Source organism: Nonomuraea monospora (genome assembly GCF_039531895.1).
In the GTDB taxonomy this organism is placed as follows: domain Bacteria; phylum Actinomycetota; class Actinomycetes; order Streptosporangiales; family Streptosporangiaceae; genus Nonomuraea; species Nonomuraea monospora.
In genome coordinates, this window is record NZ_BAAAQX010000024.1 from 19,935 (window position 1) to 38,862 (window position 18,928).

Here is an 18,928-nt window from a genome sequence, read left to right on the forward strand (position 1 = left end):
ATGCGACCTACCGCAGCGGACGGGCGGAATGGGAGCGGCGTGCCGCGGAAGCGTTCCGTGGCGGTGTCGGTGCGAGGGGTCTGCCGTGGCGGGTGTGAGCACCCCTGGCAGCTCGGACCCACCACAGCCAAAGCGGCCCGGGATCACCACCGGAAGACAGGTGACCGACCTGTAGCCGGATCACCGTGCCCTCCATGATGGGCAGGGTCGCCGGGGAAGTCCTGCCAGGCGGCCTGATGCCTCGGGATCGGGTGTAGCCGGTCCAGGCCATCGCGGTCGCGGGTGGTGTCGGTGACCGTCGTGGCGTCGGGTTCATCCCAGGTAAGGGGATCTCCGAAGACGAACTCGGCGCCGTGCTCGGGGTGACGGCCGCTGTAGGTATGGGCCCGGTCGAACTCCTCGCGGGAGGGAGCCGGGCGGCGCAGCGCATCCGGCCGGGAACCTCTTCGGGCAGGCCGGCCATGCGGGGCATGTCATGGCCGGCGTCCAGGACGATGAGGATGGCGGGGTCGCCGGCGCGGTGGTGACCCACGGCGATCAGGCGCTCCACGACCTGACGCAACTGGGTGGCGCCGACCGGCGCTCGGCTCCAGCCGGATGGCGTGCAGCAGCGCAGTCCGGGAGGCGCGGCCGGTTTCAGGGCGGCCACGATGCAGTACGGCCAGCCGGGGATCATCTGCCGGCTGGTCTTCGCGCTGCGACCGTAGGTGTGACAGCACGAAGCGCGGCGTCCGGCCGCAGCCACGGGCTGACATCGGCGGCCAGCACGATCCGCCCGTCGGCAGCGCGCGGTAAGCGTCTTGACCGGCCCCTTCGGTGCACAACACCGCCTCGAACAGTTCGTCCGCTCGCGCGGCTGACGCCTGCCATCGAAGTGAGCAAGTCAGAGCCCACTCCCCCATTTGATGATCATTGCGAGGGAGTCAGGTAGTCGCCGTGCTCGAGGTCTTCGAGCAGTGTGGGATGTGTGGGCGACCAGCCGAGCAACTCCCGGGTGCAGGAACTGGAGACGGGCCCGTCGAAGCCGTAGGCGATCGCCATGAACGGGCTGACGAAGTGCGTGGCGGCCTCCTCGGGGGTCAGCGAGACGGTCGGCAGGTCCAGGCGCCGGGCGATCGTCTCTGCGACGCTTCTCAAGGTGACGCCGCTCTCCGCCACTCCGTGCAGCACGCTGCCCGCGGGCGCCTTCTCCAGCGCCAGGCGGAACAGGACGGCCGCGTCGAGCCGGTGCACCGCGGGCCACCGGTTGGCGCCGTCTCCCACATAGGCGGAGACGCCGGTCTTGCGCGCGGTGGCGATGAGCATGGGGATGAAACCATGGTCTTCGGGGCCGTGGACGGTAGGGGCCAGGCGTACCACGCCGGCGCGGACTCCCCGGGTGGCGAAGTCCAGGCCCGCTCGCTCTCCGGCGATGCGGAAGGCGGCGATCCCGGTCGCGTCGGGCTCGTCCCGCTCGGTGCTCTCCCGGCCGGCGGGCATGACGAGGGTGCCGGAGGTGACGATGAGCGGCTTGCCCGAGTGTTCCAGCGGGCGGCCGAGCGTCTCGATGGCGGTCCGGTCGCGCCTCATCATGTCGTGGAGGTCGGAGAAATCGCCGCCGTAGGCCATGTGCAGGACTGCGTCGGCGGCTTCGGCGCCGCTGCGCAGACTGTCGAGATCGTCCAGGGAGCCGCGGTGTGGTGTGGCGCCCAGCGACTTGAGCCGGGCGGCCGCGGCGTCCGAGCGGGCCAGAGCTGTGACGGTGTGGCCGGCCGCGAGGAGCTCGGCGACGACTGCGGGGCCGGTCTGGCCGGATCCGCCGGTGACGAAGACATGCATGGAACGCTTCCCTTAACGTCAGTGACTGGCACTACGTAGCGCCAGTGGCTGACTGTACGTAGCGTCAGTCACTGGCGTCAAGTAGCGCCACTGACTGACATATGCGGTATCCTGCGGAGCGTGCCACGCAGCGGAGCAGAAGCGCGCCGCCGCCTTCAGCAGGCGGCCTTGGAGCTGTATCGGGAACGCGGATTCGACCGGACCACCACGGCCGAGATCGCCGCCCGGGCCGGCGTCAACGAGCGCACGTTCTTCCGGCATTTCCCCGACAAGCGCGAGGTGCTCTTCGACGGCGAGTCCCATCTGCGCGCGTCCCTGACGCAGGCGGTGGCCGAGGCGCCCGACGGTCTCCAGCCGCTCGACCTGCTGCTCTTCGCCTTCCGCAAGGTCGAGCACATCCTTGAGGACAACCGCCCCTTCGCCGAACCACGACTGCGAGTCATCGCGGCGACGCCGGCACTCCGCGAGCGGGACCTGGCCAAGACCGCCGCGATCACCGAAACCGTGGCGGAGGCGCTGCGACAGCGCGGTGTCGCCGACCGGCAGGCCGGCCTGGCCGCCCACGTCGGGTGGGCCGCCTTCCACCACGCGGCCCAAGCCTGGATCGACGACCCCGCGCAGAGCCTGGACGCGCACCTCCTGCGAGCCTTCGACGACCTGCGCGCCCTCTGCCTGACCACCCCGGCCGGCGACCGAAGCCGATAAGACCCGAGCCGATGACCAGGGCCCGCGCCCGTGGCCGCGACGCCCGTACCGCCGCCGGGGTCCTTACCCGCGTGGTTCGCCCTGCCGTCGGGTGGCGTGCAGGGAGCCGAGGAGATCGAGGGCTTGCGCGCTGGGGCTGCCCGGCTCCGCGTGGTAGATCACGAGCTGCTGGCCGGGCGCGTCGCGTACGTCGAAAGCCTGGTAGGTGAGCGTGAGCGGGCCGACCTCGGGGTGCAGGAAGCGCTTGGCGTCCTGGGTCTTGCCCCGGACGGTGTGCGCGTTCCAGAGGCGGGCGAACTCGGCGCTGCCATCGGTGAGGGCGCGGACGAGGTCGGCCAGGCGCGGGTCGTCCGGGTCGAAGCCGGCGGCCTGGCGCAGGTTGGCGACGGTGGCCTGGGCCGCCCGGTCCCAGTCGGTGTAGAAGGCGCGGCCTGCGGGGTCGAGGAAGGTCATGCGGGCCAGGTTGTCCGCCGGATCGAAGGGGGCGTACAGGGCGTCTGCGAGCGCGTTGGTGGCCAGGATGTCCATGGTCCGGTTCATCACGTACGCGGGGATGTGCGGGTAGCCGTCCATCAACTGGCGCAGCGCGGGGCTGACCTGACCGGGGACGTGGGCCCGGGACGAATCGCCCGGCACCGTCCCCGCCAGCCGGAACAGGTGCGCCCGGGCGTCGTCGTCGAGGCGCAGCGCACGGCTGAGGGCGTCGAGCACCTGGGGCGAGGGGTTGCGCTCGCGTCCTTGTTCCAGGCGAGTGTAGTAGTCGGCGTTCACTCCGGCCAGGACGGCGACCTCCTCACGGCGCAGCCCGGCGACCCGGCGGGCCCCGTAGCTCGGCATGCCGACGTCCTCCGGCCGCACGGCGGCGCGGCGTGCGCGCAGGAACTCTCCCAGGTGGTTGCCGTCCATGCGCCCAAGCTATCGGGAGGCCGCGTGTGCTGCCTGGGTGCGCCGCACCCAGGCGGCACACGACCTGGTCAGTGCCCGCTGACCTGCGCAAACTTGGTGGAGCGGGGCTGAACGTGCTCCCCGCGACGCAAGAGGACGACAACGCGCATTCGGGGGATCTCCCATGACAGGACGACGACTCGCCGGCAAGGTGGCGCTGATCACCGGCGCGACCGGAGGCATCGGCGCGGCCACCGCCGGGCTCTTCGCGGACGAAGGGGCCCGCCTGGTGATCACCGACGTGGCCGAGGGGCCGCTGCGGGATCTGACAGGCAAGCTGAAGGCGCGCGGCGTGGAGGTCGCCGCCGCCCGTCTCGACGTCTCCTCCGCATCGGAGTGGGACGCGGTGATCGGTCTCGTACGCGAGCGCTTCGGAACGTTGAACGTGCTGGTGAACCTGGCCGGCATCGTGGACTGGCCGGGCGTCGAGGACACCCGGGAGGACGTCTGGGACCGCGTCATCGCCGTGAACCAGAAGGGCACCTGGCTCGGCATGAAGGCGGCGATGCCGCTGCTGCGCGCGAGCGGCAACGCCTCGGTGATCAACACCTCCTCGGTGCTCGGGCTCGTGGGCAGCGGCTCGGCCGCCGCGTATCAGGCGTCCAAGGGTGCGGTGCGGCTGCTGAGCAAGACGGCCGCGGTCGAGTACGCGCGGCAGGGCGTACGGGTCAACTCCGTGCATCCCGGGGTCATCGCGACACCGATGATCCAGGAGCTCCTGGACGAGCAGGGCGACCGGCAGCCGGACGTTCAGCGCACCCCGATGCGCCGGGCAGGCCGCGCCGAGGAGGTCGCACCCGTTTACCTCTTCCTCGCCGGTGACGAGTCCTCGTTCGTCACCGGCTCCGAGTTCGTGGTGGACGGCGGGCTCACCGCGTACTGAGCAGCCGGACACCACACCACCCAGGAGACGATAAGTCATGACATCAGCGAATCCGTCGGCCGAGTTCGCCGGGAGGGTCGCCCTCGTCACCGGGGCCGCGCGCGGCGTGGGCGGGGAGACCGTCCGGCTGCTGCACCGCCGCGGCGCCCGGATCGTCGCCGTCGACCAGCGGGCGGAGGTGGGGAAGCTGCCCGGGGAGTTTCCCGGCGTGCGTCCCCTGGTCGGCGACGTCACGGACGAGGCGACGGCCGAGCGGGCGGTGCGGGAGGCCGTCGAGGTGTTTCGGCGGTCTGGACATCCTGGTCAACAACGCGGGCCGCACCCTCAACAAGCCGATCACGGACACCACCGCGCAGGACTGGGATGCCGTGATGGCGGTCAACGCGCGCGGCTCGTTCTTCTTCGCCCGCGAGGCCTTCCGCGCGATGCGCGAGCGCGGCGGCGGCGCCATCGTGAGCACCGGCTCCTACGTGTGTACCGCCGGCATGCCCGACGGCGTCGCCTACGCCGCGTCCAAGGGCGCCTTGGCCCAGCTCACCAAGGTCGTCGCCGTCGGGGGCGGCCCGCTGGGCATCCGGGCCAACCTCGTGGCCGCAGGCGTGATCGAGACCGACTTCCTCGACACCTTCCGCTCCGACAACCGCGCCTACCTGGCCTCCTTCGCCGGCGCGCAGCCGCTCGGCCGGGTGGCTCAGCCCGAGGAGATCGCCGAGGCGCTCTGCTTCCTCGCCTCACCCCGCGCCGGCTTCATCACCGGCGCCGGATCACGCTCGTGGTCGGCGCGGTCCTGGTTGGGGTTCGACGGCCAGTAGTCCAGGGGGGCCTTCTCCGTATGAGCTACACCGTGACTTGTCGCCCTGAAGTCGGCGGGCGTTGCGCGGTCACCCCGGCCGCCGGTCAGCCTTCTGGGTGCCCGTCGTAGACGCGGATCTTGTATTCGGTCGTCTCCAGGGCGAGAGTGAGCTCGCGGATCTGCCGCACGATGCGGTCACGCTGGTCGAGCATGATGCGCCGGCGTTCCGGGACGGTGCTCGGGCCCTGCTCGACGAGGGCGATGTAGCGCTTAAGGTCCTGCATGGTCATTCCCGACAGCCGCATCCTGGTGAGGAAGATGAGGCGGCGCAGGTCGAACGCCGAGTATTCGCGGTAACCGGAGGCGTTGCGTGCCGGCCGTACGAGTCCCTCCTGCTCGTAGTAGCGGAGGGTGTGGGGGGACAGGCCGAGCAGGCGGGCAGCCTCGGCGACGCTCTTGGGCGTCGCCGAGGTCTCGATCGCGGTGTCGTCGAGGAGTTCGTGCAGCGCATCGATGACCGACGCGGACGGTTCGTCGCCGGCGGCGAGGATGCGCTCGATCAGGTCTTCGGTGGCCATGTTCGACAGGGTACGGAACTCAGAACGCGCGTAGCGCCGGCGGCATGCCGGGAAAGTCAGCCGTCTGGCTCACGTGGGCCCACTTCTCCACGTCGCTGAGCGCGTTCCTGTAGCTGCGGGTGAGATTGCGCACGGCCTCGGCGCCGAGCGGAAGCCTGAGCGGCGCGTCGGGTGTGTCGAGCATGTCGCGGATGGCCGAGGCGGCGCGTGCCGGGTCGCCCTCCTGGATGCCGTCGGCCTCGGCCATGTTCGCGCGGACGGCGCCGAGCACCTCGTCATAGATCGGGCGCTGGTCCACGACGTTGAGTACCTCAGCGGCGTTGAAGGCGGTACGGAAGCGGCTGGGCTCGGCGATGAGGACACGAACGCCGAAGGGCGCGACCTCGCCCGCCAGCGCCTCCGACCAGCCTTCGAGTGCGAACTTGCCGGCTGAGTAACTGCCGACGGCGGGGAAGGACATCCGCCCGCCCTGACTGCTCATCTGCACGATCGCACCGGAACGACGCGCACGCATGTGCGGCAGCACCGCGCGCACGTAGGCGGCCGGGCCGAAGAGGTGCTGTTCGAGCATGTCGCGCAACTGCGCGTCCGTGACCTCCTCCGCAGCGCCCACCTGCCCGGCTCCGGCATTGTTGACGAGTACGTCGACGTGCCCGAATGCGTCGAGGGCGCGCCGTACGACCGCCGCGGCCGCGTCCGTGTCGCGCACGTCGTGCTCGACCGGCAGCAACCGGTCGCCGTACTGAGCCTGGAGCGCGTCGAACCGGTCGGCCCGCCGCGCCGTGCCGAGCACCTGCTCGCCCGCGGCCAGCGCCGCCTCGGCCAACGCCAGGCCGAGACCGGAGCTCGCACCGGTGATGATCCAGGTCTTGGTCCCGTTTGTCGTGGTCATGACGGCGAAGATAGGCCTTCGAGCGCACTCGAAGGCAAGCAGGGTCTTGTGGCTGATCTTCAGAACTGGGCCCGCCCTCACGCGCCTGATAAGATCACAACGCTCTGGCCTGCAGAAGAGGCCGAGAATCCAAGATGACCGCCCCGGCGGGCGCCCGCCGATCAGGCTTCGAAGCGCCGTGTAGGGTCCACGCTCGACATGGACTGTGGACGCTTGTTACCGGAGAAGCCGGTGCGAGCGTCGATGACCTTGAGCTTCAGGGTGCTGCCGTCGAAGAGGGTCTCGTCGACCACCGTGTCCTGGCCCGCCGTCACGGCGAAAGTGTCGGCCGCCAAAGGTGGGTCGCTCCGGTCTCGGTGTTGACGGCTCCGATCTCATCCGCCGCTGCCCCCGATGCCGCGGCCAGCCCGACGACGAGGCCGAGCAGGCTGATCACGATGAGCGACCGCCGGATCATCCTCGGAAGGGATGAGTGGCCGGCGGCGTTCCGATCACATGCAGTATCAAAAACCTCCCGGTAAAGCCTGAGGACTTCACAGCAATAAGCGGCCGTCAGCCGCGAAGGCTGACGGCTGCGGCAGACCTGGATGATCAGGTCAGAATTCAGCGGTGCAGTCCTGGAAGCCGTCCCACCAGAAGCAGGCCTTCACCCGATAGCTCCAGGAAAGCATCGTGGTCCAGTTCGTCTCCCCGGCGTAACCAGCGATGGTCTTACGGGCGATGCGACACCAATTGTCACCGCACCCATGAATCTCCGCCCGGCCGTAGTTGCCGTTGATGCCGTTGTAGTACCTGGCCCAGACAGCCTGACAGGTGGGCGAATAGCGGAGTTCGAGCTTGATTCCCCCGCGGTCCGGCCAGATGGTGTCGAGAGTCTGGGTCGATGAGCCGTTGCATCCCATGGCTTGCGGATCGAGGCCGTTGCAGCCTTCCCAACTGCAACCGGCGGCGGACGCCGCTGCTGGGGTGCCGGACATCGGGCCGAGGCCGATGGCCAGCAGTGACAGAGCCGAACCTGGTATCGCTCGCCATCGCATTGCTGTTTCCCCTCGTCGCGCTGCGGTACTCGAGATCACTGGGGGACCATCGCCGCTTGCCCGGGGTTACCGCGGATCGTCATGGCCGCCTTCCAGCATTAGCGCACGACCGGTGAAGGTGAGCACAGACCTTTACGTTCTGCCGAAAAAGCGCTGGTCCGCCGAGGGGCGATGCGGCGGCTCAGTGACAACGTTCGCGGTCAATCAATTACGGCCACGACCGTACCTTCCCGCAAGAACGCTGTTCCCTAGGTCGGCATTGGCCGCGCGAATAAGATGGCCGCGGGGCACGCGCAGCCATCTCCAACGGGGGCCGGCAATGGGGACCTTACGCATCTATTTCACCGCGGATGATCTGGGGCGGGTCACGCTGGCCGCGGCGCCGGATCCGCTCTGGGAGGTGGTGCTCAGCCGCTTTCGGCTCCGGGAACGTCCGAGACCGGCTTTTCGATTATGGGTGGGCGATCTCAGGAGCCGGCCGGAGCGGGTCGCGCGAATGCGGGAAGGCGCGCAGTTGCTCGACGTGCTGGCGCCGATGAGCCCCTACTGGCCCGACTTCCTCACTCCTCCTGAAGCGTCGAACGGCCTGGACAGCGGGCTGGAGTCGTTCCTGTCCACGCCTCGCGACCGGCTGAGCGACGAGTTGGCGCGGCTGGCGCTGCACCGTCGCCTGCCGGGCTGGGTCAGCAGCGTCGCCGCCGGTGACGCAGGGATGATGATCCGGGTGGCGGCGGCGATGCGCGCGTATCACGACGCCGCAATCGCACCGTACCACTCGCTCATCGGAACGGCCGTCGCCGCGGACCGCGCCCAGCGGGCTCGCGACCTGCTGGAGGGAGGTACGGAGGGACTGTTCGACGGCATGGCGCCGCTCATGCGGTGGCGCTACCCGGCGCTGGACGTGACCTTCGGCCACGACTGCGAGCTGCACCTGCTGGGGCGGGGACTGAGGCTGGTGCCGTCGTACTTCTGCCAGCGCGTCCCTGTCACGCTGGCCGATCCGGGGTTGCCTCCCGTGCTCATCTATCCCATCGGCCAGAAGTACCGCTGGGAGCGGGCGGTGGACGGGCGGAGCGTGGAGGCGTTGCTGGGCAGGACCAGGGCGGCCGTGCTGCGCAACCTGTCCACGAGCGCCACCACCAGCGAGCTCGCCCGTACCCTGGAGATCTCCCCCGCCTCCGCCAGCCGGCACGCGACGGTGCTGCGGGACGCAGGGCTGATCGTCACGGCACGGGACGGCCCGGCAGTGCTGCACACGATCACACCTCTGGGAAAGGCGCTGCTCGACGGCCGGATCCTGGACCGTACGACCTGAGCTGCCGCGGATCAGTCTGCCTGGGCCTGCTGGAGCCTCCGGGCGCGGGCGCGCCGTCCGGGCGTCGCCGGGTCGGCAGCTGCTCCGGCCTTTCCCCGTGTTCCGGGACGGAACTCCACCTGCGGGGGTGGGCACGGTCATGAACGCGGTGTGGGCGTCTGGACGGGCCACGAACGGCTGCTGACCGGGGTCCTCCTGGTGATCGAACGCCTCGGGAGGCGTACCGATGAGGTCACAGCCGAGGGCGGTGGCCCCGTCCCGGGCGGGAGCCGGCCATGGCCTCCAGCCGGGCGATCCGGTCGGCGATCGGTGGGTGGGTGGAGAAGAGTCTCCCGATGCCTGCGCCGCGGAACGGGTTGGCGATCAGGAGGTGCGAGGTCGAGGAGAGGCGGCCGGTCTCCGGCAGCGGTAGTTGCCGGGTGCCCGCGTCGATCTTCCGTAGCGCGCTGGCCAGCCCGATCGGGTCACGGGTCAGCCGGGCGCCGGACTCGTCGGCCTGATACTCGCGCGCCCGGGAGATCGCCATCTGGATGATCGCGGCCGCCAACGGCCCGAGGATCATCAGCAGGAGGGCCCCGAGGAGGCCTGGGCCCTCGTCGTCGTCTCCCCCGCCGAAGAAGCCGGCCATGTAGGCCAGGTAGGTGATCATCGTGGCCAGGGCTCCCGCCACGGAGGAGATCAGAATGTCGCGGTTGTAGACGTGCGACAGTTCGTGCCCGAGGACCGCGCGCAGCTCGCGTTCGTTCAGCAACCGGGTGATCCCGTGGGTCACGCACACCGCGGCATGACGGGGGTTGCGCCCGGTGGCGAACGCGTTCGGCTGCAGGACCGGCGAGACGTACAGCCGGGGCATGGGCTGGCGCGCCTCCTCCGCCAGTTCGCGGACCATCTGGTGCAGCGCGGGCCAGTCACCGGGGCCGACGGGCTGTGCGTGCATCGCCGACAGTGCGATCTTGTCGGAGAAGAAGTAGGCGACGCCGTTGCTGATGAGCGCGACCAGGACGGCGATCTGGATTCCGGTGCTGCCGCCGAGCCACCACCCCACCAGGATGATCAGAGCGGACAGAGCGCCGAGCAGCACCGCGGTACGCAAGCCGTTGTGACGCATGGCGTCCTCCTTTCTCGTCATAGCAGCAGGTCGAAGAGACGGATCGTGCGGGTCCACTGCTCGCTCGCCGGGTTCTTGCGGTCAGGCTCCATGGCTCTGATGGCCCTGGCGAGCGCCACGGAGAGTCCACCCGCCACGGCCGGCAGCCGGGCCTCGGTCTCTTCGCTGAGCGACAGGTCCAGCGGAGGCAGCGCCGTGAGCTCCGCCAGGATCGACGCCAGGTCCAGTTCCTCGTCCAGGTCCCGGAAGTCGTGCATGCTCTCCTGCAGTCCCTTGGTGATGGGCAGGTCCCAGGGCTGGATGAGGTCCCGCCCGTTCGACTTCGCGGCGGCCTCGGCGACGACGAGCATGTCGTGCAGCTTCTGGTTGACGAAGTCGCTGTATCGCTTGAGGTCGGACTTGTCCACGTCGAGTCCTGCGGCGGCGCGGAAGAAGTGCTCGAACCTGGAAACCGCGATCACTGGCATCGCAATCACCGTCCTTGCTGTCGATGCTCTGTCATGGTGAATCGTTCGTGCAGCAGGCGTACGGCCATGGCGCCCTCCCCGACCGCGGATGCGACCCGTTTGACCGACCCGCTGCGGACGTCTCCGACGGCGAACACGCCGGGCCGCCCGGTCTCCAGGGGAAGGGCCTCCCCGTGCGACGAGCCGGCGCCCGTGGTGACGAAGCCCCGGTCGTCCAGCGCGACGGCGCCCGCCAGCCAGCCGGTGTGCGGATCCGCGCCGATGAACACGAACATCGCGTTGGTCTCGATCTCGACGGGGTGCCCCGTCTGGTTGTTCTGGGCGCGGACGGCCCGCAGGGAGCCGTCCCCGAGGAGTTCGCGCACCTCGGTGTGGAACATGACCTCGATGCCGGGCGTCCGGTCGATCGCGTCGATGAGGTAGCGGGACATGCTCTCGCTGAGGTCTCCGCCGCGGACGAGCATGCGCACCGACGAGGCGTTCCTTGCCAGGTAAAGTGCCGCCTGGCCCGCGGAGTTGCCGCCGCCGACGACGACCACCGGCGCCTGCCGGCACATGCGCAGCTCGAACGGCGTCGCCGCGTAGTAGACGCCGCAGCCTTCGTACTTCTCCAGGTCGGGAACGTTGAGTTTGCGGTAGCGAGCGCCGGTGGCGATGAGCACGGCGTGGCCCCGCACGGCGGGCCCGCCCTCGATGAGCACGCTGTGGTGTCCGTTGTCGGACTCCAGTCCGCTCGCCTCGGCCGGTACGGTCAGCCGGGCGCCGAACTTGGCGGCCTGGATGACGGCGCGTTCGGCGAGTTCGGCGCCCGAGATGCCCGACGGGAAGCCGAGATAGTTGTCGATGCGGGAGGAGGTGCTCGCCTGGCCGCCCGCGGCGACCGCGTCGAGCACGACCGTGGTCAGGCCCTCCGAGGCCGCGTACACGCTGGCGGCCAGCCCTGCGGGGCCCGCGCCTACGACGATCAGGTCGCACACGCCGTTGCCGGGCCGCGGCGCGGGCAGGCCGATGGTCTTGGCCAGCGTGGCGGCGGTCGGGTTGCGCAGCACCTGGTCTCCGTGCCAGATCACGACCGGCGTCTCCTGCGGGGAGATGCCGAGCCGGCGCAGCAGCGCCTCCGCCTCCTCGTCGTCCTCCAGGTCGATCCACCGGTGCGGGAGCCTGTTGCGGGCGGCGAACTCGCGCAGCCGGCGGGCGTCGGGCGAGTAGCGGGAGCCGATGATGCGGAACCCGGCGTCCATCCCGATCAGCAGGGTACGGCGGGTCAGGTAGGCCCGCAGGACGAGGTCCCCGAACTCCGGGTCACCGGCCACCAGCGTGCACACCTGGTCGGCCCCGACGGCGAGGATCTCACCGGCCTCCCGCACGACCGCGGTCAGGAACCCGACCTGGCGGGTGAGCAGGCCCAGCTCGCCGAGGAAACGGCCTGGGCCGTGGACGGCGATCGTGCGCTCCTGCGCGCTGCCGTATCCCTCGACCGTGGCCGCCTTGCCGCGCAGGATCACGATGAACTCACGGGCGGGCTCGCCCTCCCGGTAGAGGATCTCGCCGGGCGACACGGACCTGCGCTCGCCGCACCGCGACAGGTCCGCGATGCGCCGTTCGTCCAGCCGGGGATAGGCCCCGTACAGGTCCGGCGTCTCGGGCAGGGTGGCCGTCGGCCGCGTCATGACGGCGTCCTCAGCGTGTCCTCGACCCATGCGCGCAACTGGGCCGCCGGGGCCGCGCCGACGCGTTGAGCCACGACGCGGCCCTCGTTGAGCATCATGAGCGCCGGAATGCCGGTGATCGTGAAGCGCTGCGAGAGGGCCGGGGACCGGTCCACGTCGACCTTGACGAGCTTCACGCGTCCCGCCAGCTCCTGGGCGACCTGTTCGAGGGCGGGCGTGACCATCCGGCACGGCCCGCACCACTCCGCCCAGAAATCGACGAGCACCGGCAGGTCGGCCCGTTCGGCGACCTCCGCGAAGGTGTCGTCGCCGGCGTCGGTGATCCACGGCAGCGGCTGGTGGCAGTTGCCGCAGCGGGGCGTTCCCGAGGAGGCCTCCGGCAGTTTGTTCGGCCTCCCGCAGTGGGCGCAGCGCACGGTGTGCATGTCAGCTCCCCGGGGCGTAGAAGGTGACGTTCAGCTCGCCCTTGTCGGCGCCGACCACGATGGCCGAGCCGTCGGGGACGTCTCCGGCGAGCAGGGCCCGGCCGATCCTGGTCTCGACCTCCCGAGCGATGAAGCGGCGCAGCGGCCGGGCGCCGTAGACCGGGTCGTATCCCTGGTTGGCGATGAGCTTGCGGGCCTCCTCGGTGATCTCCAGGGTAAGCCGCCGGTCGGCCAGCCGCTGCCTGATGTCGGTGAACATCAGGTCGACGATCCGTTCGATCTCCGCCTCGGTCAGCGGCTTGAACAGCACGACGTCGTCGATCCTGTTGAGGAACTCGGGCCGGAAGTGCCGGCGCAGCTCTGCCATCACGCCGTCGTGAGCCTCGGGCTTGATCTCGCCGTCGGAGGTGATCCCGTCGAGCAGGTGCTGGGAGCCGATGTTCGACGTCATGATGATCACGGTGTTGCGGAAGTCGACCGTGCGGCCCTGCGCGTCGGTCAGCCGGCCATCGTCCAGGACCTGCAGCAGCGTGTTGAAGACGTCCGCGTGGGCCTTCTCGATCTCGTCGAAGAGCACCACCGAGTACGGCTTGCGCCGCACCGCCTCCGTGAGCTGCCCGCCCTCCTCGTAGCCGACGTAGCCAGGAGGAGCGCCGACGAGGCGGCTGACCGTGTGCCGTTCCTGATACTCGCTCATGTCGATGCGGACCATGTTGTCCTCGGTGTCGAACAGGGCCTCCGCGAGGGACCTGGCCAGCTCGGTCTTGCCGACGCCGGTCGGCCCGAGGAAGAGGAACGACCCGATGGGACGTCTGGGGTCCTTGATGCCCGAGCGGGCGCGGATGATGGCGTCGGCCACCAGCCGCACGGCCTCCTCCTGTCCGACGACGCGCTCGTGCAGGATCTGGTCGAGCTTGAGCAGCTTGTCCCGTTCGGCCTCCTGCAGCCGGGCCACCGGGATGCCGGTCCAGCGGGAGACGATGTCCGCGATCTCCCTTTCGGTCACCACTTCGCGCAGCAGCCGGTTACCGCTCTGCCGGGTGCCCAGCCGCTCCTCCTCCGCCTGCAGGCGGCGCTCCAGCTCGGGCAGCCTGCCGTGGCGCAGCTCGGCGGCGCGGTTGAGGTCGTAGTCGCGTTCGGCCTGCTCGGCTTCGCGCCGCACGGCCTCGATCTCCTGCCGCAGGCCTTGGACCTTGCGGAGGGCGGAGCGCTCGGCCTCCCACTGGGTCCGCATCGCCTCGGCCTCGGTCCGCGCGGCGGCCAGTTCCTCGCGCAGCTCGGTGAGGCGCTCCCGGCTGGCCGGGTCGTCCTCCTTGGCCAGCGCGGCCTCCTCGATCTCCAGCCGCCGTACCCGCCTGGTCAGGGCGTCCAGCTCGGCCGGCATGGAGTCGATCTCCGTCCGGATCATCGCGCACGCCTCGTCCACCAGGTCGATCGCCTTGTCCGGCAGGAACCGGTCGGAGATGTAGCGGTGGCTCAGCGTCACGGCGGCGACGAGCGCGCTGTCCTGGATCTTCACCCCGTGGAAGACCTCCAGGCGTTCCCGCAGGCCGCGCAGGATGGAGATGGTGTCCTCGATCGAGGGCTCGTCGATCAGCACCGGCTGGAACCTGCGCTCCAGGGCGGCGTCCTTCTCGATGTGCTTGCGGTACTCGTCCACCGTGGTCGCGCCGATCATGTGCAGCTCGCCGCGGGCCAGCATGGGCTTGAGCATGTTGCCGGCGTCCATGGCGCCCTCGGTCGCCCCGGCTCCGACCACCGTGTGGAGCTCGTCCACGAACAGCAGGATCCGTCCCTCCGCCGCCTTCACCTCGTTCAGCACGGCCTGGAGGCGTTCCTCGAACTCCCCGCGGTACTTGGCGCCGGCCACGAGCGCGCCCATGTCCAGGCTGAAGACGGTCTTGTCGCGCAGTCCCTCCGGGACGTCGCCGCTGACGATGCGCTGGGCCAGCCCCTCGACGACCGCCGTCTTGCCGACTCCGGGATCGCCGATCAGGACCGGGTTGTTCTTGGTCTTGCGGGAGAGGATCTGGATCACCCGCCGGATCTCGCCGTCCCGGCCGATCACCGGGTCGAGCCTGTCCGCCCGGGCGTCGGCGACCAGGTCGCGCCCGTACTTCTCCAGCGCCTCGTAGGCCACCTCCGGCATGGCCGAGGTGACGCGCTGGTTGCCCCGCACGGCGGTGAGCGCCTCCAGGAATCGATCCCTGCTCAGGCCCTGGCCGTGCATGAGACGTCCGGACGCGGTCGTGGATCCCTCCTCGATGAGGGCCAGCAGCAGGTGCTCGACGGAGACGTACTCGTCCTTGAGCCGGCGTGCCTCCCGGTCGGCGGCGTCGAGCAGCCGCGACAGGCGCTGGGTGAGGAACACCTGGCCGGGCGCGGCGCCCGGGCCACTGACCTTGGGCCGACGCGACAGCTCGTTCTCCAGGTCGGCGTGCAGGCGCCGCGGATCGGCGCCGGCCTGCTCCAGCAGTCTGGGCGCCAGCCCCTCGGGCTGGTCGAGCAGGGCCAGCAGGAGGTGTTCGCCGTCGACCTCGGTATGACCGAAGCGCAAGGCTTTGGTCTGCGCGTCGTGCAGGGCTTCCTGCGACTTCTGCGTCATCCTGTTCGGGTCCACTCCAGCCCCCTAGCGTGGTCGTGGGAAGTCGCGCAGGGCGGCCTCCAGCTCCCCGATCCGGTCGAGGAGGTCGATCACCACGCCGATCGCGGCGTAGTTGATGGACAGTCCTTCGTGCAACCGCTGGATGCGGGCCGCCGCCACCACCTGGGCGGGCGTGAAGCACAGCTCCCCCCTGGCGTTCCTGACCGGCTCCAGCAGGCCGAGCGTCACCAGGCGGCGCACGACCTGCGGGTGCAGGCCCGTGACCCGCGCGTAGGCGTCCAGGTCGAGCCGGACCTGGCGAACGAGCGCGTAGCTCATGAGCGCCTCCTGGGGTCGAAGTCCGACACGGCGGCGAGCTGCTCGAACAGGCGCCGCTCCTCGTCGGTGAGCCTGGGCGGCACCATGATCCGGGACTCGGCGTAGAAGTCGCCCGCGGCGCCGCGCGGATGGGGCATGCCGCGGCCTTTCAGGCGCAGGCGGCGGCCGGTGGACGTGCCCGGCGGCACCTTCACCTTCGCCTCGCCGCCCGGCGTGTCGACGGAGACCGTGGCGCCGAGCGCCGCCTCCCAGGGAGCCAGGGGCAGCGGAGCGTAGATGTCGCGGCCCTCCACCCGGTAGCGGGGATGGCCGGCGAGCCGCACGATCAGGTGGAGGTCGCCCCGCTGGGCTCCCTCACTGCCGTGCCCGCCCTGGCCGGCGAGCCTGATCCGCTGCCCGTTGGTGACGCCGGGCGGGATCGTGACGTCCAGCCGCCTGCCTCCGGGCAGCGTGATGCTGCGGCGTCCGCCGTGATACGCCTCCTCCACGCTCAGCGTCAGCTCCGCCTCCTGGTCGGCGCCGGGCACCGGTCCCCACTGCCGTCTGCCCCGGCCGCCGAACATGCCGCCGAGCAGGTCCTCCAGGTCGATGCCCTCGTCCGTGCCGAAGCCTTCCGCGCCGGTCGAGCGCCACCGGCCGCCCCCGGCGCCGGCCCCTGCGCCGGCCCGCGCACCCGCGCCCGCGCGGCTGCGTGCGCGGGCCCAGTCCGCGGGATCGACGTCGGGCGGCACCTGACGGAAATCGTGCCCGAACGCGTCGTAGCGGCGGCGCGTCTCGGGGTCGGAGAGCACGCTGTAGGCCTCCGAGATCTCCTTGAACCTGTCCTCGGCGCCGGGATCCTTGTTGACGTCGGGGTGGTGGGCGCGCACGAGCTTGCGGTAGGCCCGCTGGATCTCGTCGGCGTCGGCGTTCCGGCCGACGCCGAGCACCTCGTAGAAGTCCCGGCGTTCGGCCATCACTCCACCTTCTTCGCGACGGCCACGACGGCCGGCCTGAGCTGCCGCTCGCCGTCGCCGTAGCCGGGCCTGAGCACCTCCACCACGGTGCCAGGATCGACGTCTTCCCGTTCGACTGTCGTCACCGCCTCGTGGCGGGCGGGGTCGAAGGGCACACCGGTCTCGTCGTGGCGGGGGTAGCCGAGCTTGTCGAGCAGGGTGACCGCCTGGTCGCGTACCGCTCGCACCCCTTCGAGCACAGCGTCCCCGCCACCGTCGCCGCGGACCGCGTGGCTCAGCGCGAGCTCCAGGTTGTCCAGAACGGGCAACCACGCGGCCGTCACCTTGGACCGCTCCTCGGCCCTGATCCGCTCGGCGTCGCGCGCGATGCGCTTGCGCAGGTTGTCCAGCTCCGCGGCCGCCCGCAGCCACCGGTCCTCCAGCTCGGCCAGCTTCGCGTCGGTCTCCGCGGGCGCCTGTTCGCCCCGCGTGGTGGGCACGCCGCCCTGGTCCTGGATGTGCTCGTTCATGTCACTGGGGCTCCGAGGTCGTGAATTCGGCGTCGATCACGTCCTCGTCGCTGCCGCCGGGGGCGTTTTCCGTCCTGCCCTGCGGCGGCACGCTCGGCCCGCCGCCAGCGGCGGCCCCGAGTCCGTGATAGACCTGCTGCAGCTCTCCGCTGAGCGCGCGCAGCCGGTCCACCGGCACCTCTTCCTTGATCGCCTGCCTGGCGTCCTGCACGAGCTGTTCCGCACGCGCCTTCTCGTGCACGGGTACGGCGTCGCCCAGCTCCTCCAGGCGGCGTTCCACCTGGTAGGCGACCGAGTCCAGCTCGTTGCGCGCGTCGATGGTCTCCCGGAGCCTGAGGTCCTCCGTACGGTGCTGCTCGGCGTCGGCGACCATCCGCTCGATCTCTGACTTGTCCAGGTTGGAGCTCTCGCTGATGGTGATCCGCTGCTCGGCACCGGTGTCCTTGTCCCGGGCCGAGACGTTGAGTATGCCGTTGGCGTCGATGTCGAAGGTGACCTCGATCTGTGGCACCCCCCGCGGCGCAGGCCGGATGTTCTCCAGCCGGAAGCGCCCGAGCACCCGGTTGTCGGCGGCGCGCTCCCGCTCCCCTTGCAGGATGACGATGTCGACGGCGTTCTGGTTGTCCTCGGCCGTGCTGAAGACCTCGGTGCGGCGCGCCGGGATCGTCGTGTTGCGCTCGATGACCTTGGTCATCAGGCCGCCGAGGGTCTCCACGCCCAGCGACAGGGGCGTGACGTCGAGCAGGACGACGTCCTGCACCTCGCCCTTGATGATCCCGGCCTGGACCGCCGCGCCGATGGCGACGACCTCGTCCGGGTTCACCGTCATGTTGGGGTCCTTGCCGTCGGTCAGCCGGCGCACGAGGTTCTGCACGGCGGGCATCCTGGTCGACCCGCCGACGAGAATCACCTCGTCGATGTCCGCGGGCCTGAGCTTGGCGTCCTGTATCGCCTGCTTGACGGGAGTGACGCAGCGCTCGACCAGGTCGGCCGTGATCTGCTCGAACGTGGAACGCATGAGCGTGGTGTTGAGGTGCTTGGGCCCCGAGGCGTCCGCCGTGACGAACGGCAGGCTGATCGTGGTCTGGGTGACCTCGGAGAGCTCGACCTTGGCCTTCTCCGCCGCCTCGAACAGGCGCTGCAGAGCCTGCGGGTCGTTGCGCAGGTCGATGCCCTGGTCCCGCTGGAACTCGTCGGCCAGGTGGTCGACGATCCGGCGGTCGAAGTCGTCACCGCCGAGATGCCCGTCCCCGGAGGTGGCGCGGACCTCGACCACGCCCTCGCCGATGTCCAGGATGCTGACGTCGAACGTGCCACCGCCCAGGTCGAAGACCAGCACGGTCTCATTGGACTTCTTGTCCAGCCCGTACGCGAGCGCCGCCGCCGTCGGCTCGTTGATGATCCGCAGGACCTCGAGCCCCGCGATGCGCCCCGCGTCCTTGGTCGCCTGGCGCTGGGCGTCGTTGAAGTACGCGGGAACGGTGATGACCGCCTCGGTCACCTTCTCGCCCAGGTACTTCGCCGCGTCCGCGACCAGCTTGCGCAGGACGAGCGCGGAGACCTCCTCCGGCGCGTACTGCTTGTCGCCGACCTGGAAGCGCACGGCTCCCTGAGGCCCCTCCACGACGTCGAAGGAGACGGCGTGCTGCTCGCTCTCGATCTCCTCGTAGCGGCGGCCGATGAAACGTTTGGCGGAATAGATCGTTCCCTTCGGGTTCAGGATGGCCTGACGGCGGGCCAGCTGGCCGACCAGCCGTTCGCCCTGATCGGTGAACGCCACCACGGACGGCGTCGTCCGGGAGCCTTCGACGTTGGGTATCACCGTGGGGTGACCGTCCACCGTGGCGGCGATCACCGAGTTGGTGGTACCGAGATCGATGCCGACTGCCTTCGCCATTTCTCGC

21 protein-coding genes and 1 pseudogene are annotated in these 18,928 nt (G+C 70.3%); 5 read left to right on the forward strand and 17 right to left on the reverse strand.

Annotation, left to right across the window (positions count from 1 at the left end):
- Nucleotides 1–7: 7 nt before the first annotated feature.
- Both ABD331_RS61075 and ABD331_RS37050 read right to left on the reverse strand, forming a co-directional pair.
- The gene (locus tag ABD331_RS61075) at nt 8–745 is read right to left on the reverse strand and encodes a transposase (RefSeq protein ID WP_425566135.1); all 738 of its coding nucleotides are present in this window, start codon (nt 743–745) and stop codon (nt 8–10) included.
- A 164-nt stretch (nt 746–909) separates the two neighbouring features.
- The gene (locus ABD331_RS37050; RefSeq protein WP_344485714.1) at nt 910–1,818 is read right to left on the reverse strand and encodes an SDR family oxidoreductase; all 909 of its coding nucleotides are present in this window, start codon (nt 1,816–1,818) and stop codon (nt 910–912) included.
- A gap of 120 nt (nt 1,819–1,938) precedes the next feature.
- Between ABD331_RS37050 and ABD331_RS37055 the strand changes: the two genes are divergently transcribed.
- Nucleotides 1,939–2,523, forward strand: coding sequence for a TetR family transcriptional regulator (locus tag ABD331_RS37055; RefSeq protein WP_344485717.1), 585 nt, complete (start codon nt 1,939–1,941; stop codon nt 2,521–2,523).
- 63 nt (nt 2,524–2,586) lie between these two features.
- Here ABD331_RS37055 and ABD331_RS37060 read toward each other — a convergent pair whose 3' ends face one another.
- Nucleotides 2,587–3,429: a helix-turn-helix transcriptional regulator gene (locus tag ABD331_RS37060; RefSeq protein ID WP_344485720.1), complete on the reverse strand. Its 843-nt coding sequence runs from the start codon at nt 3,427–3,429 to the stop codon at nt 2,587–2,589.
- A 163-nt stretch (nt 3,430–3,592) separates the two neighbouring features.
- Between ABD331_RS37060 and ABD331_RS37065 the strand changes: the two genes are divergently transcribed.
- The 3 genes and pseudogenes from ABD331_RS37065 to ABD331_RS37075 all read left to right on the forward strand — a co-directional run bounded on the left by ABD331_RS37065 (nt 3,593) and on the right by ABD331_RS37075 (nt 5,163).
- Nucleotides 3,593–4,351 carry an SDR family NAD(P)-dependent oxidoreductase gene (locus ABD331_RS37065; protein WP_344485723.1) on the forward strand — a complete coding sequence of 253 codons (759 nt, stop codon included), beginning with the start codon at nt 3,593–3,595 and terminating at the stop codon, nt 4,349–4,351.
- 37 nt (nt 4,352–4,388) lie between these two features.
- A pseudogene (locus ABD331_RS61080) lies at nt 4,389–4,571 on the forward strand (SDR family NAD(P)-dependent oxidoreductase); the annotation flags it as partial.
- A gap of 115 nt (nt 4,572–4,686) precedes the next feature.
- Entirely contained in the window at nt 4,687–5,163 is a 477-nt protein-coding gene (locus tag ABD331_RS37075) for an SDR family NAD(P)-dependent oxidoreductase (protein ID WP_344486132.1), read from the forward strand.
- Nucleotides 5,164–5,248: 85 nt separating this feature from the next.
- On the opposite strand, the gene ABD331_RS37080 is transcribed toward ABD331_RS37075, so the two are convergent.
- The 5 genes from ABD331_RS37080 to ABD331_RS37100 all read right to left on the reverse strand — a co-directional run bounded on the left by ABD331_RS37080 (nt 5,249) and on the right by ABD331_RS37100 (nt 7,591).
- A complete protein-coding gene (locus ABD331_RS37080) occupies nt 5,249–5,722 on the reverse strand; it encodes a MerR family transcriptional regulator (RefSeq protein WP_344485730.1) in 474 nt (157 codons plus the stop codon).
- A gap of 19 nt (nt 5,723–5,741) precedes the next feature.
- Nucleotides 5,742–6,614, reverse strand: a complete 873-nt coding sequence (locus ABD331_RS37085) for an SDR family NAD(P)-dependent oxidoreductase (protein ID WP_344485733.1) — start codon at nt 6,612–6,614, stop codon at nt 5,742–5,744.
- A 161-nt stretch (nt 6,615–6,775) separates the two neighbouring features.
- Complete coding sequence (locus ABD331_RS37090) at nt 6,776–6,928, reverse strand: hypothetical protein (protein WP_344485737.1); 153 nt, start codon at nt 6,926–6,928, stop codon at nt 6,776–6,778.
- The gene (locus ABD331_RS37095; protein ID WP_344485740.1) at nt 6,925–7,050 is read right to left on the reverse strand and encodes a hypothetical protein; all 126 of its coding nucleotides are present in this window, start codon (nt 7,048–7,050) and stop codon (nt 6,925–6,927) included. Before ABD331_RS37095 ends, ABD331_RS37090 begins: the two co-directional genes overlap by 4 nt.
- Nucleotides 7,051–7,210: 160 nt before the next feature.
- Nucleotides 7,211–7,591: a DUF2690 domain-containing protein gene (locus tag ABD331_RS37100; protein ID WP_344485743.1), complete on the reverse strand. Its 381-nt coding sequence runs from the start codon at nt 7,589–7,591 to the stop codon at nt 7,211–7,213.
- 556 nt (nt 7,592–8,147) lie between these two features.
- On the opposite strand from ABD331_RS37100, the gene ABD331_RS37105 reads away from it, so the two are divergent.
- On the forward strand, nt 8,148–8,966 hold the full coding sequence (locus tag ABD331_RS37105; protein ID WP_344485746.1) for a winged helix-turn-helix domain-containing protein: 819 nt from the start codon (nt 8,148–8,150) through the stop codon (nt 8,964–8,966).
- Between the two features lie 232 nt (nt 8,967–9,198).
- Here ABD331_RS37105 and htpX read toward each other — a convergent pair whose 3' ends face one another.
- Genes htpX through dnaK form a run of 9 tightly spaced genes read right to left on the reverse strand, consistent with a single transcriptional unit; the run spans nt 9,199 to nt 18,921 of the window.
- Complete coding sequence (gene htpX / locus ABD331_RS37110) at nt 9,199–10,074, reverse strand: zinc metalloprotease HtpX (RefSeq protein WP_344485749.1); 876 nt, start codon at nt 10,072–10,074, stop codon at nt 9,199–9,201.
- 17 nt (nt 10,075–10,091) lie between these two features.
- Complete coding sequence (locus ABD331_RS37115; protein ID WP_344485752.1) at nt 10,092–10,541, reverse strand: DUF1931 family protein; 450 nt, start codon at nt 10,539–10,541, stop codon at nt 10,092–10,094.
- Nucleotides 10,542–10,546: 5 nt separating this feature from the next.
- Entirely contained in the window at nt 10,547–12,211 is a 1,665-nt protein-coding gene (locus ABD331_RS37120) for an FAD-dependent oxidoreductase (protein ID WP_344485755.1), read from the reverse strand.
- The gene (gene trxA / locus ABD331_RS37125) at nt 12,208–12,636 is read right to left on the reverse strand and encodes a thioredoxin (RefSeq protein ID WP_344485758.1); all 429 of its coding nucleotides are present in this window, start codon (nt 12,634–12,636) and stop codon (nt 12,208–12,210) included. Before trxA ends, ABD331_RS37120 begins: the two co-directional genes overlap by 4 nt.
- A 1-nt stretch (nt 12,637) precedes the next feature.
- A complete protein-coding gene (clpB, locus tag ABD331_RS37130; protein ID WP_425566139.1) occupies nt 12,638–15,241 on the reverse strand; it encodes an ATP-dependent chaperone ClpB in 2,604 nt (867 codons plus the stop codon).
- A 24-nt stretch (nt 15,242–15,265) separates the two neighbouring features.
- Entirely contained in the window at nt 15,266–15,559 is a 294-nt protein-coding gene (locus tag ABD331_RS37135; RefSeq protein ID WP_344485764.1) for a chaperone modulator CbpM, read from the reverse strand.
- Nucleotides 15,556–16,515 carry a DnaJ C-terminal domain-containing protein gene (locus tag ABD331_RS37140; protein WP_344485767.1) on the reverse strand — a complete coding sequence of 320 codons (960 nt, stop codon included), beginning with the start codon at nt 16,513–16,515 and terminating at the stop codon, nt 15,556–15,558. The genes ABD331_RS37135 and ABD331_RS37140 overlap by 4 nt, the downstream gene beginning before the upstream one ends.
- Nucleotides 16,515–17,024: a nucleotide exchange factor GrpE gene (locus ABD331_RS37145; protein WP_344485770.1), complete on the reverse strand. Its 510-nt coding sequence runs from the start codon at nt 17,022–17,024 to the stop codon at nt 16,515–16,517. The genes ABD331_RS37140 and ABD331_RS37145 overlap by 1 nt, the downstream gene beginning before the upstream one ends.
- Before the next feature lies 1 nt (nt 17,025).
- Nucleotides 17,026–18,921 (reverse strand): molecular chaperone DnaK, encoded by a 1,896-nt coding sequence (dnaK, locus tag ABD331_RS37150; protein WP_344485773.1) that lies wholly within the window; start codon nt 18,919–18,921, stop codon nt 17,026–17,028.
- Between the last annotated feature and the right edge of the window lie 7 nt (nt 18,922–18,928).